Source organism: Hymenobacter sp. BT188, from assembly GCF_014333585.1.
Classification (GTDB): Bacteria; Bacteroidota; Bacteroidia; order Cytophagales; family Hymenobacteraceae; genus Hymenobacter.
Genome location: NZ_JACSCW010000004.1, coordinates 570,012 through 582,575, shown reverse-complemented (window position 1 = coordinate 582,575; position 12,564 = coordinate 570,012). Strand labels below are relative to the sequence as shown.

Genomic DNA, 12,564 nt, shown 5'->3' with positions numbered 1-12,564 from the left:
TAAAGTGTAACGACCAATGGGCCGGGCGTACTGGCTAAGGCACAAACCGGACCAAACCATCCTACTTTTTCTTTCCTTATTCCTTTCTATGCGGCAGGTACCTAATGCAGAAATCATTACCATCGGCGACGAGCTACTTTATGGGCAGGTTGTGGACACCAACTCGGCCTTTATGGGCCAGGAACTAGGCAAGCTGGGTATACGAGTGCGCCAGATAACGAGTGTCTCGGACCGGGCGGCTGAAATCGTGCTGGCGCTGGATGCGGCCCGTGAGCGCGCCGACGTGGTGCTGATTACTGGCGGCTTAGGCCCCACCAAAGACGACCTGACCAAGCATATTCTCACCGAGTACTTTCGCACCGAGTTGGTGCTGCATGAGCCTTCCCTGCGCGATGTGGAAGGTATCTTTGCCCGCTTCAACCGGCCCATGCTGGAAGTAAACCGCCAGCAGGCCTATTTGCCCGCCGCCTGCACTCCTATCCGCAATGCTGTGGGTACGGCGCCGGGCATGTGGTTCGAGGATAGGAACGTGGTGTTTGTGTCGATGCCAGGCGTACCGTTTGAGATGAAGCGCATGATGACTGACATTGTGTTGCCTAAGCTCAAAGAACATTTCCATACAGCGCCCATCGAGCACCTAGTCATTCAGACAGTGGGCATTGGTGAGTCATTTTTGGCAGAGAAAATTGCGGACTGGGAAGACAGTTTGCCCCCCAATTTCAAGCTGGCTTACCTGCCCCACCTAGGTGCCGTACGCCTCCGCCTCACCGCCACCGACGATGGAATCCCCGACCTGCGCGGACGACTTGAGGCCCATCTGCCTTTACTTCAGGAACGGCTTGGCGACTACATTTTTGCCGTTGGGGAAGTGTCGTTGGAAGCTGCTGTTGGTCAATTATTAGTTGAGCGCAACCTCACCATTGGCACGGCCGAGAGTTGCACGGGCGGCTACCTGACTCACAAGCTAACCAGCGTGCCAGGCAGCTCGCGCTACTTTCTGGGGGGCATTTTGGCGTATCATAACGATATCAAAATCAAACATCTAGGCGTAAGCACTGAAACCTTAGCTACACATGGCGCAGTGAGCGAGGCTACCGTGCGCGAGATGGCCGAAGGAGCCCGCAAACACTTGGGCGTAGATGTAGCACTAGCAACAAGCGGCATTGCCGGCCCCGGAGGCGGCACCCCTGAAAAGCCCGTGGGCACCGTCTGCATTGCCTACGCCGACGCTCACCAAACCATCAGCAAGCAGTTCACTTTTGACCGTGGGCGTCAGCTCAACATTGAGTATACAACTACTACCATCCTGAATCTGCTGCGACAGAGTTTGCCGAAAGCTCCCTAGCATAACTGCTTACCCGCATTCCTAATCAGCACCAGCCTTAATTATACCTGAACGTTAACTAGACCCGAATGGCAGCAATGCCGCTCGGGTCTGGTGTTTTATTACTATGGTAGTTTGAGGAGTTTACAGGTGAGTAAATACAAAAAATAAAGGTTGGTGAACTTTTTCTAAAAATTTATAAAGTACTATTAAACCTTATTAGCTCATCGCCCTCCAAGTGACCAAAGAACCCATTCTCCACCCTTTCCCCTTGCACGCATTATGAAAATGTTTACTCTCCGTCCGGCTTACATGGCTACCATCGCTAGTGGTATGTTGCTACTCGCATCCTGCGATAAGAGCCAGGATCCTACCGCCATTGAAAGCCTTACTTCGGCCGAAGACAGCGGAGTAGCCGAGGATACTAATGCTTCTGCCAGTGACCTGCTTAATGCAGCGGCCCCGCAGGATGCTACCCAGTCGGGCAGCACGACAGTAGCTAGCGCCGCCGATCTGGCTCGCCTGCTTTCTGGATGCGCAACCCGCACCTACGATGCCGCCACCAAAACGCTAACCTTGGACTTTGGCCTAACAAACTGCATAGGGCCCAACGGTGTGGCCCGTCGTGGTAAGCTTGTGGCCGTATTTAGCGGCCCTTATCGCCAGACCGGAGCCGTTATTACGGTGACGCCAGTGGAATATTTTGTGAACGACAAGCAACACACGGGCACCCGCGTACTGACTAACTTGGGCAATGGCTCCTATTCGGTAAGCGTTGCGCAGGCTAGTGTTATTACCTCAGAAGGCACCCACACTTGGTCTGCTCAGCGCCAATATACTCGCACAGCTGGCTTCGGCACTCCCACTATTCTTGATGACAAATACAGTGTAACAGGTTCAGCAACAGGAACTAATCGCCAGGGCATAACTTATTCCGCCAAGATTGAGCAGCCACTCTTAAAGGAATTCGCCATTGGGTGTGCCCGGCACTTTGTAGCTGGCACCGTCAGCGTTACGAACTCTCAGCAGAAGACGATGCTATTGAATTACGATCCTACAGGCACACAGTCCTGCGACAATATTGCCTCGGTTACTATCAACGGTCGCACCCGCACAATTCGGCTGCGTTAAATCCTCCCGACCAGCAATTACCATTAATTAATTTTTTGCTTTAGCCAATATAAAGTCCCCAATCTACCTTCTCAGGTTAGATTGGGGACTTTTGCGTCTTGGTTACCCTTCTATTTTATAGTAGCCACAAAATCAAGCTCTATCGTCAGAATTGATTTGATCAGAGGAGTTAATAAGCGAAATAAGCTTTCCGTATTAGCTTTTTCGAAATCAGTTCTCAAAGTCCAACAACGTGGGGTTGTTTTCAGAGTAGCAGCTATAACACCCAAACAACTGCTTTCTGATTAACACACTCTGTTTTCTGGTATCGGCACGCCCTCATGCCTACACCTCAGTTTATGCTACCCGCTAAAACACCTACCTTTGATGAAGCTTGACGGGCGTCCACCCCGCATATTATGGCGCGCACTGAGCTAATTTTCTGACCTTCAACACCCAACAAACCCCAACCCCCAATAACCGCATGGCACGAGTGGAAATGGTGATGCCCAAAATGGGCGAAAGCATTATGGAAGGCACCGTCCTGAAATGGCTCAAACAAGTAGGCGACGCAATTGAGCAGGACGAATCCGTACTGGAAGTAGCTACTGATAAGGTAGATACCGAAGTACCTGCCATTCATGCCGGCATTTTGCAGGAGATTCTGGTACAGGAAGGCGAAGTGGTAGCCGTAGGTGCTCCCATCGCTATTGTCGAGACCGACGCCAGTGCTGCCACATCGCCCCCGGCTGCACAAGCTGCTGCTCCTGAGGCAGTTTCTACCGCTGCCTCTGATAATGGCGAAGACATTTCAGTTGATATTCCTCACTTGCCAGAGCCCGCCCAATCTTCGGCCAACCAGAATTCAGCGCAGCCTCAGCCTGGCCGTTTCTACTCGCCGCTGGTATTGAGCATTGCGCGTCAGGAAGGAATTTCAATGGCTGATCTGGAATATCTGCCCGGGACTGGCAAGGAAAATCGCGTCACGAAGAAGGATATTCTGGATTACGTGGAAGGCGGCAAGAAGTCGTTGAGCCAGGCAGCTAGCGCGGCCGCGCCTACTCCTCAGAATGCCCCCCAGCCCATGTCGGCGCCCGCTGCGCAGCCGCTTCAGGCGCAGCCAACCGCCCAACCCCAGGCGGCACCAGCCGAAGCGACTACCAAGCCCGCTACGGCGCCCGCCAGCAAGCCTGTGCCCTCTGTGAGTGGCAACCAGGAATTGATCGAGATGGACCGCATGCGTAAGATGATTGCCCAGCGCATGGTGGACAGCAAGCGGATTGCCCCCCACGTCACGTCCTTCGTAGAAGCAGATGTAACTGAACTGGTAAACTGGCGCAACAAGCACAAAGATGCCTACAAAAAGCGTGAGGGAGAAAATTTGACCTTCACGCCTATTCTGATTCAGGCTATTGCCCGCGCTATTCAGGACTTCCCCAATATCAATGTATCGGTGGATGGAGACTACATCATCAAGAAGCGCGACATTAACATTGGCCTGGCCGTGGCGCTCCCTTCCGGCAACCTGATTGTGCCCGTGATTCACAATGCCGATCAGCTGAACCTAAACGGGTTGAGCAAAAAGGTAAATGATCTGGCTAACCGGGCTCGCATCAACAAGCTAACCCCTGGCGACTTGGAAGGCGGCACCTATACCGTATCCAACGTGGGCTCGTTCGGCAACGTGATGGGTACGCCCATTATCATGCAGCCGCAGGTGGCTATTATGGCTTTGGGCGCTATCAAAAAGAAGCCCGCCGTTATCGAGACGCCGCAGGGCGATTTGATTGGTATTCGACACTTTATGTTCCTTTCTCACTCCTACGACCACCGTGTGGTTGATGGCTCGCTGGGTGGCATGTTCGTGCGCAAAGTGGCCGACTACTTGGAGCAATTCGATTCTAATACCGTTATCTAAAGTAGCTCGCGGCACCTTAACAGGCGGCGCGGCTGCACTTGAATAAGCCCGTCTACTGGACGGGCTTTTCTTTTTCTAAATCAGTTGATTATGAAAAATGTACTTTCCCTCATTGCCCTCGTTATTTCCTTGGGGCTTATCATCTTTTTGTACTTACAGCTAAGCTCCACACAAGAGCAATTACGCCAAGCCGAGCAGCGCTATGCCGACTGTGAGAAGGTAACCTTCCAGCTGCAAAACCAGCTCACTGCCAAGCAACGAGAGGCTGAAGCGAAATAAAGCCCAGTACTAGTGAAGCTACAAAAAAATGCCCCCCAGATATTTTCTGGGGGGCTTTTTTCGGCGGGAAAACCTTACGACTTAATTCCCAAAAGCATCAGCATAAATGCCTGCTGCCGGGCTACATCACGAATGGACTTGAAACGGCCCGAGGCGCCGCCGTGGCCCGCTGCCATATCAGTGTGCAGTAGCAGTAGGTTGTTATCGGTTTTCATGGTGCGCAGCTTGGCAACCCATTTGGCGGGCTCGAAATACTGTACCTGCGAGTCGTGCAGGCCAGTGGTAACGAGCATATTGGGGTATGGCTGCTTTTTCACGTTGTCGTAGGGAGAGTACGAGAGCATGTAGTCGTAGTATTCCTTTTTGTTAGGGTTGCCCCACTCGTCATACTCGCCGGTAGTGAGCGGAATGCTTTCATCCAGCATAGTAGTTACGACATCCACGAACGGCACACCAGCCAGTACACCTTTGTAGAGGTCGGGGCGCATGTTCACTACGGCACCCATAAGCAGGCCACCAGCGCTACCACCTTGAGCAAAGAGCTTAGCTGGCGAGGTAAACTTCTGTTGAATCAGGAACTCCGAGCAGTCGATGAAGTCAGTAAACGAGTTTTTCTTCTTGAGCAATTTGCCGTCCTCATACCACTGCCGACCCATTTCCTGCCCGCCCCGAATGTGGCAGAGCGCGTAAGCAAAGCCGCGGTTAAGCAGGCTCAGGCGGGCCGCGCTGAAGGTCGCGTTGGAGATGATGCCATACGAGCCATACGCGTACTGAAGCACCGGCGCATTGCCATCTTTCTTGAAGCCCTTCTTATAGACAATCGAAATCGGAATCTTTGTACCGTCTTTGGCCGTGGCGTACGTGCGCTCGGTCACGTAATCTTCCTTGTTAAAGCCCCCCAGCACGGCTTGCTCCTTGAGCAGCGTTTTTTGCTTGGTGACCATGTTATAGTCGTACGTGGAATTGGGCGTGGTAAGCGAGGTGTAGGAATAGCGCAGCACTGGCGTATCAAACTCGGGATTCACGCTGATGCTAGCTGAGTACGTAGGCTCCCCGAAATTGAGGTAGTGCTCCTCACCTTTCCAGGGGCGCACGCGCAGGCCTAGCAAGCCTTCCTTGCGCTCACCCAGCACGAGGAAATTCTTGAACAGCTCCATGTTCTCCAAAAACACGTCTTTGCGGTGCGGAATAATCTCTTTCCACGCCGTTTTGGCCGTGTTGCTAACAGGAGTTTCGAGCAGATGATAGTTGGGAGCACCCGCATTCGAGCGGATATAAAACTTGTTGCCGAGATGATCTACGTCGTAGAGATGGTCCCTTTCGCGGGCCAAGAATACTTTGGGCGCAGCCGTGGGGTTGCTGGCGTCGATGTAGCGCAACTCCGAGGACATGGTGCTACCCATTCCGATGAAGATGTACTTCTTCGACTTGGTACGGCCCACGCCTAGGTTGAAGGTGTTGTCCTTTTCCTCGTACACCAGCACATCCTGCTTGGGATCGGTACCTAGCGTGTGCCTGTACACCTGATAAGGCAGCAGCGTGGTGGGGTCCTTTTTGGCGTAAAAAAGCGTCTTGTTGTCGGTGGCCCACACGGCATTGCCGCTGGTATTCACGATTTTCTCGGGGTACAGCTTACCCGTTTTCAGGTCCTTGAAGCGCAATGTGTACAAGCGGCGGCTTACTGTATCGGCGCCGTAGGCCATCACTAGGTTGTTGTCGCTGACCTCGTAGCCGCCAATCTGGAAGTAGGTTTTATCCTTACCCAACTCATTGGCATTGAGCAAAATTTCCTCAGGCGCCTTCATATCGCCCTTCTTGCGGCAGTAGATAGGGTACTCGCTGCCAGCCTCGTAACGAGTGTAATAATAGTAGCCGTTGTCGCGGTAAGGCACCGATTCGTCCTGCTCTTTTATCCGGCCTTTGATTTCGTTGAAGAGTTTGTCTTCCAGTTCTTTGGCTGGCGCCATCTGCTTGTCGAAGTAAGCATTTTCGGCATTGAGGTAGCTGATTACCTCGGGGTTTTCGCGCTCATTCAGCCAGTAATAGTTATCGGTGCGAGTGCCGAAGGGCGAGGTCAGCTGCTTGGGCTTGATGGGCGCGAGAGGCGGCGTGGTCATGGAGTAAGTAGTAGGCTGCGTCTGGGCTTGCGCTACGCCCAGCGTCAGGGCGAAGGCACCAGCCAGCCAGCGTAAGGAATGGTTCATAGAATGTTAGGCTGAGGTTAGAACTTAGAACAAGCTAAAGGTACAGAAATGAATCAGCCTTGCTCCCAGCACGAAGGCATAATTGCTTCAGAAATGATTATTCACAAAAAGCCCCCCAGCGAAGTTCTGGGGGGCTTTTTTATTACACCCTACCTAAAGCGCAGCTAAGCTTTGCTCCAGCGCCGTGATTTTTCCTTCGGCGTCGGCTTGTTTCTGCCGCTCCCGTTCCAAAACGTCGGGCTTGGCGTTTTGCACAAATTTTTCGTTGCTCAGTTTCTTCATAACTGACTCCAGGAAGCCGCGAGCATACTCAATTTCCTTAGTCAGGCGCTCGCGCTCGGCACCTAAATCGATGTGGCCTTCCAGGGGAATGAAAAACTCGCCTGTGCCTAGCACGAAGCTTACGGCGCCAGTTGGGGCGGCGCTTACGAAGCTAATGTCGCTCAGCGCCGCCAACTTGCGAATTACACCGTCATAATCGCGCAGCAAGGCAGCTTCCTCAGTTTTGGCTGCCAGCGTCAGGGGCTTATTAGGGCCGATTCCTTTCTGGTTGCGCACGTTGCGGACGCCAGCTACCACCTCCAGCACTTTATCCATGCGGCTGAGGATGTCGGCAGCATTGGCCATCGGCTGCGGCTTGGGCCAGGCGGCCACGCACACGTACTCTTTCTCTCCTCGCTCGTCCAACTCATGCCAGATCTCCTCGGTAATAAAGGGCATGAAAGGGTGCATGAGCTTAAGCAGCGTTTCCAGGTAAGCCGTGGTCTGGCGCAGCGTTTCTGGGTCGATAGGCGCTTGGTAGGCTGGCTTGATCATTTCCAGATATACCGAGCAGAAATCATCCCACACGAGCTTATACACAGTCATCAGTGCATCCGACATGCGGAACTTGGCAAAGTGCTCGTCTAGCTCTATCTGAGCGCTTTGCAGCTTAGCTCCGAACCACTCTACTGCTTTCTCATTCGCAAAAGGCAAGTCAAGATTTATTTCCCAGCCCTGAGTAAGACGGAAGGCGTTCCAGATCTTGTTGGTAAAGTTGCGGCCCTGCTCCACAAGGCGAATGTCAAACAGCAAGTCGTTACCAGCGGGCGACGAAAACAGCATACCGGTGCGCACCCCATCGGCGCCGTACTGGGCAATAAGATCCAGAGGATCGGGCGAGTTGCCGAGCTGCTTGCTCATCTTGCGGCCTTGGTCGTCGCGCACGATGCCCGTGAGGTACACGTTGCGGAACGGCACCTCTTTGCGGTACTCCAGACCAGCCATAATCATGCGAGCCACCCAGAAGAACAGAATCTCGGGAGCCGTTACGAGGTCGTCGGTAGGATAGAAATAGTTGATGTCAGGGTTGTCCGGATCTTTAAATCCATCGAACACCGAAATCGGCCATAGCCACGCCGAAAACCACGTATCAAGCACATCCTCATCCTGACGCAAGTCACTGATTTTCAAATCGGCGTTGCCGCTCTTTTCACGTGCTGCTTCAAGCGCTTCATCTGCGGTGAGAGCAACCACGAAAGAGCCATCGGGCAGGTAGTAAGCCGGGATGCGCTGCCCCCACCAGAGCTGCCGCGAGATGCACCAGTCGTGCACGTTTTCCATCCACACCCGGTACATGTTCTTAAACTTGGGCGGGTGCAGCTTGATTTCGTCGTTCTCCACTACGGCCAGCGCCTTTTCGGCCATATGGTCCATTTTGCAGAACCACTGCATGCTCAGGCGCGGCTCAATGACAGCCCCAGTGCGCTCGGAAGTTTGGAGCACGCTAGCGTAGTCTTCGATCTTATCGAGCAAGCCAGCAGCCTGCAAATCTTTGGCTATCTGCTTGCGGGCAGTAAAACGATCTTGGCCTACATAGAGCACGGCCTTTTCATTCAGCGAGCCATCGTCGTTGAGAATGTCGATAACCGGCAGGTTATGCTTTACGCCTAGTTCATAGTCGTTCAAATCGTGGGCCGGCGTCACTTTCAACGCGCCTGTTCCGAAGTCAATGGCTACATATTCATCCAGAATAATGGGAACTGCGCGTCCCAGCAACGGAATGCTTACTTGCTGGCCGTGTAGGTGCTTGTAGCGCTCATCGTTGGGGTTTACAGCTACCGCTACGTCGGCCATAATTGTCTCGGGGCGCGAGGTAGCTACGGTTAAAAACTGGCCCTGCTGCCCTACCACTGGGTAGCGCAGATAATACATTTTGGCCTGGGTATCCTTGGCAATTACCTCCTCATCGGAAATAGCCGTGCGGCTCTGTGGGTCCCAGTTTACCATGCGGATACCGCGGTAAATCTGGCCCTTCTGGTGCAAGTCCACGAACACGCGCAATACAGCGTCGGTCAGCTCAGGCTCCATAGTGAAGCGGGTGCGGTCCCAATCGCAGGAGGCACCCAGCTTTTTGAGCTGCTCCAGTATGATACCACCGTATTTCTCCTTCCATTCCCAGGCATGCGCTAGGAACTCCTCACGGGTCAGGTCGCGCTTATCGATGCCTTTCTCCTTTAGTAGGGCTACTACTTTGGCTTCAGTAGCAATGGAGGCATGGTCGGTGCCGGGCACCCAGCAGGCTTCTTTGCCCTGCATACGGGCACGGCGCACCAGCACATCCTGAATGGTATTATTGAGCATGTGGCCCATGTGTAGCACGCCCGTCACGTTGGGCGGCGGAATCACCACGGAGTAGGCAGGCTTACGCGGGTTGGGCTTGGCTTTAAAAAAGCCCTGCTCCTGCCAACGCTCGTACCATTTGGCTTCTACGTCGGCGGGAGTATAGGTTTTGGCGATGGACATGGGCGCGGGGGGCAAATTCAGTTCTAAACAATGACAAAAGTAGGCATTTCAACTGGGCAAATGCCCCCCAGAACATCAGATTGGCTAAAGTGCCAAGGAATGTCAATTCTTATCTTCTGGTCCTACCTTTGCCACTTGACGAATGGCTAAGCTCTAGGTTTAATGTATTTTTAATCTAGTGAGCCGTTTTTTAAATTATTTTTACAAGTTCTCCACTCTCCCCCAAGTCGGCATGGCCGCTTTGTTCTCCTTTCGAAAAGTACCTAAAGTTACCCCCAGCACGCCTGAGCCGGTTGTTTTGCCCCCCACTACCTCCGTACGAGTCGGGATGGGCCAACTACTGGTGGAGGGCGGGGAGCCAACGCGCAACTTGGAGCGAGCCGCCCGCATGATTGGTGAGGCAGCGCAGCAAGGCTGTGAGTTGATCCTGCTGCCCGAAACGCTAGATTTTGCCTGGACACATCCGAGCGCCCTCACAGAAGCACAGCCTATTCCAGGACCATTCAGCGACTTGCTTTGCCAGCAGGCAAGCAAGCACAAGATCTATGTGTGCGCTGGCCTTACGGAGCGGTTGAATGGCCGTAATTACAACGCCGCTATTCTAATAAATCCCGAAGGCGAAATCATCGTTAAATATCACAAGATAAACTTATTAGGGGTTGAGTTGCCGTTTTACTCCGTGGGCCAAACTCTGAACGTAGTGGACACGCCTTTAGGTAAAATCGGGGTTAATATCTGCGCCGACAACTACCTCGATGGCTTGCCCATTGGCCACACGCTGGCTCGTATGGGCGCTGAGTTTATTATCTCTCCTTCTTCCTGGACCGTCGATTATTCGCTGACGGAAGAAGATGATCCGTACCGCGAAAAGTGGGTAAATCCATTTTCAATTTTGGCTCGCCTCTATAATGTAGTGGTGGTCGGGACCACGTCGGTGGGCTATATTGTAGGCGGGCCGTATGAGGGCAAGAAAAGCGTTGGCTGCTCTTTGGCGGTCGATGCGAGTGGCGTGCGCGCCCAGGGTACTTTTAATGAGTTTGCGGGTGATTTGGTAGTGGCCGATTTGCCTCGCCCTATTCGTCCGGAGCAGGGAACGGCCATTGGCGAAATGCTCCAACGCAAAGGCTATCAGTTTGATAAGTTGCTTTAGAATAACGCCTATCCATTTATTCACGTTATAAACCCCACTAAGCAAAGCCTCAGATTTCATAGTCTTTCACTTTTACTTTGCCGCTTGTCCGCTCCACTTTCATCCTCTACTAACGCACCGACCAGCACAACGGAGCTCACTGCTACAACTGTGTCTGCTCAACAGCCGAAGGCGCCATCCCAGCGCTGCACTCGGTGTATTATGGATAGCACCGTGCCTGGTATTCAGTTTGATAGCCGCGGCGAGTGCAGCTTCTGTGCCTTGCACGACAAGTTTGATAAAGCTTTTCCGCTGGGTGAAGCTGGCCGCTTGCAAGTGCAGAAGCTTGCCGACGATATCAAGCGTGCGGGCCGGGGCAAGAAATACGACTGCGTACTGGGCGTAAGCGGCGGCCGCGACAGTTCGTTTACGCTCTGGTATTGCGTCACAAAGCTGAAGCTGCGTCCGCTGGCGGTGCATTTCAATGACGGCTTTGGTAATCCTGTGGCGGGCGAGAACATGGTAAAAGCTTGCCGTAAGCTGGGCGTAGAGCTTCGCACCATCACCTCCGACTGGCGCGAATCCAAAGACCTCAAAATTGCTTTTCTCAAAGCCTCCACTCCTGATATGGAGGAAGGCACTGACCTCGGCATTGCTACTGCTTTGTATGGAGTAGCCGCAAAGGAAGGCATTCAGCGCATCGTGATTGGCCAGAGTTTCCGTACCGAAGGCATCTGCCCGTTATCCTGGAATTATCTGGATGGCCGCTACTTGAAAGCTGTGCATAAGCGCTTCGGCACGGTGCCGCTGCGACCTTGGTCGCCCGCTGATCCGGGTTTCAATCTGGATTTGAAGGAGATGTTTTACTACGCCTTTGTGCGGCGCATTAAGACGGTAACGCTGCTTTACCACATCGACTATGTGCGAGCAGATGTTGACGAGTTGATTGCTCGTGAACTGGACTGGGTAAATCCGGGCGCTCATTACTTCGACGACCTTTACCAGAGCGTTATCTACTACCTCAACCGCACCAAGTTCAACATCGACCGCCGACTGTTCAACTATTCAGCTCTGGTGCGCTCAGGTCAGATGTCGCGGGAAGAAGCTTTAGAGCGCACCTCCCATATCAATTCCATAGAAGACCCGCGCGTGATTGACCTCTGTATCAAGCGCCTTGGCCTGACACGTGCGGAGTTCGACCAGATTGTAGCTACACCCCCTAAAACGTTCCGCGACTACCCGAATAACTATTCGCTCATTCGGCGGCTGCGCTGGCCTATCAAGGTACTGAGCCAACTGAATCTGATTCCAGAGTCAGCTTACGACAAGTATTTTAACTGTGGTACATAAACCCTGATTTCGTTACACTCATATCTGCAAAAAAGCCCCCCAGAACTTTTCTGGGGGGCTTTTTATAAGCTACATCCTAAAATCACGGGCTGCGTTGGTTAAGCAGTGAGATGGAGCCACTCTTTCTTCTTGAGCAGTTCTTCCTGAGTTTCGCGCAAATCGGGGTCGTCCACACAGCAGTCTACGGGGCACACGGCGGCGCACTGCGGCTCTTCGTGGAAGCCAACGCACTCGGTGCACTTATCCGACACGATGTAGTAATATTCGTCCGAAACCGGCGTTTGGGGCGCCGTGGCTGATACTACGGCTCCACCATCAACTTCCACTTGCTTCAAAGAAGTGCCATCGGCCCAGCGCCATTGGGCACCACCTTCATAAATCGCGTTGTTGGGGCATTCAGGTTCGCAGGCACCACAGTTGATGCACTCGTCGGTTATCATTATGGCCATAGCCGCAGTCGTCTTGG

9 protein-coding genes are annotated in these 12,564 nt (G+C 53.1%); 6 read left to right on the top strand and 3 right to left on the bottom strand.

From position 1 onward, the window contains the following. Positions 1-88 precede the first annotated feature (88 nt). From H8B13_RS13940 to H8B13_RS13925, 4 genes are all read left to right on the top strand, one after another. A complete protein-coding gene (locus tag H8B13_RS13940) occupies positions 89-1,345 on the top strand; it encodes a competence/damage-inducible protein A (protein ID WP_187311407.1) in 1,257 nt (418 codons plus the stop codon). A 261-nt stretch (positions 1,346-1,606) separates the two neighbouring features. Further along, positions 1,607-2,455 carry a hypothetical protein gene (locus H8B13_RS13935; protein ID WP_187311406.1) on the top strand — a complete coding sequence of 283 codons (849 nt, stop codon included), beginning with the start codon at positions 1,607-1,609 and terminating at the stop codon, positions 2,453-2,455. 463 nt (positions 2,456-2,918) lie between these two features. Beyond that, entirely contained in the window at positions 2,919-4,352 is a 1,434-nt protein-coding gene (locus tag H8B13_RS13930) for a dihydrolipoamide acetyltransferase family protein (protein ID WP_187311405.1), read from the top strand. Between the two features lie 90 nt (positions 4,353-4,442). Further along, positions 4,443-4,631 carry a hypothetical protein gene (locus tag H8B13_RS13925; RefSeq protein WP_187311404.1) on the top strand — a complete coding sequence of 63 codons (189 nt, stop codon included), beginning with the start codon at positions 4,443-4,445 and terminating at the stop codon, positions 4,629-4,631. A gap of 74 nt (positions 4,632-4,705) precedes the next feature. Here the strand turns inward: H8B13_RS13925 and H8B13_RS13920 are convergent, their stop codons facing one another. Together H8B13_RS13920 and H8B13_RS13915 are read right to left on the bottom strand one after the other, a co-directional pair. After that, positions 4,706-6,835 carry a S9 family peptidase gene (locus H8B13_RS13920; RefSeq protein WP_410054435.1) on the bottom strand — a complete coding sequence of 710 codons (2,130 nt, stop codon included), beginning with the start codon at positions 6,833-6,835 and terminating at the stop codon, positions 4,706-4,708. 153 nt (positions 6,836-6,988) lie between these two features. Continuing rightward, complete coding sequence (locus H8B13_RS13915; RefSeq protein WP_187311403.1) at positions 6,989-9,619, bottom strand: valine--tRNA ligase; 2,631 nt, start codon at positions 9,617-9,619, stop codon at positions 6,989-6,991. Positions 9,620-9,851: 232 nt separating this feature from the next. On the opposite strand from H8B13_RS13915, the gene H8B13_RS13910 reads away from it, so the two are divergent. Beyond that, positions 9,852-10,769: a carbon-nitrogen hydrolase family protein gene (locus tag H8B13_RS13910; RefSeq protein WP_187311402.1), complete on the top strand. Its 918-nt coding sequence runs from the start codon at positions 9,852-9,854 to the stop codon at positions 10,767-10,769. A gap of 84 nt (positions 10,770-10,853) precedes the next feature. Continuing rightward, the gene (locus tag H8B13_RS13905) at positions 10,854-12,098 is read left to right on the top strand and encodes an N-acetyl sugar amidotransferase (protein WP_187311401.1); all 1,245 of its coding nucleotides are present in this window, start codon (positions 10,854-10,856) and stop codon (positions 12,096-12,098) included. Between the two features lie 98 nt (positions 12,099-12,196). Here the strand turns inward: H8B13_RS13905 and H8B13_RS13900 are convergent, their stop codons facing one another. Further along, entirely contained in the window at positions 12,197-12,547 is a 351-nt protein-coding gene (locus H8B13_RS13900; RefSeq protein WP_133273107.1) for a 4Fe-4S dicluster domain-containing protein, read from the bottom strand. Positions 12,548-12,564 lie beyond the last annotated feature (17 nt).

Bases quoted from the DNA above. Each gene is read 5' to 3' on its own strand.
- H8B13_RS13940 (WP_187311407.1), top strand. From the start codon at position 89: ATGCGGCAGGTACCTAATGCAGAAATCATTACCATCGGCGACGAGCTA.
- H8B13_RS13935 (WP_187311406.1), top strand. From the start codon at position 1,607: ATGAAAATGTTTACTCTCCGTCCGGCTTACATGGCTACCATCGCTAGT.
- H8B13_RS13930 (WP_187311405.1), top strand. From the start codon at position 2,919: ATGGCACGAGTGGAAATGGTGATGCCCAAAATGGGCGAAAGCATTATG.
- H8B13_RS13925 (WP_187311404.1), top strand. From the start codon at position 4,443: ATGAAAAATGTACTTTCCCTCATTGCCCTCGTTATTTCCTTGGGGCTT.
- H8B13_RS13920 (WP_410054435.1), bottom strand. From the start codon at position 6,835: ATGAACCATTCCTTACGCTGGCTGGCTGGTGCCTTCGCCCTGACGCTG.
- H8B13_RS13915 (WP_187311403.1), bottom strand. From the start codon at position 9,619: ATGTCCATCGCCAAAACCTATACTCCCGCCGACGTAGAAGCCAAATGG.
- H8B13_RS13910 (WP_187311402.1), top strand. From the start codon at position 9,852: ATGGCCGCTTTGTTCTCCTTTCGAAAAGTACCTAAAGTTACCCCCAGC.
- H8B13_RS13900 (WP_133273107.1), bottom strand. From the start codon at position 12,547: ATGGCCATAATGATAACCGACGAGTGCATCAACTGTGGTGCCTGCGAA.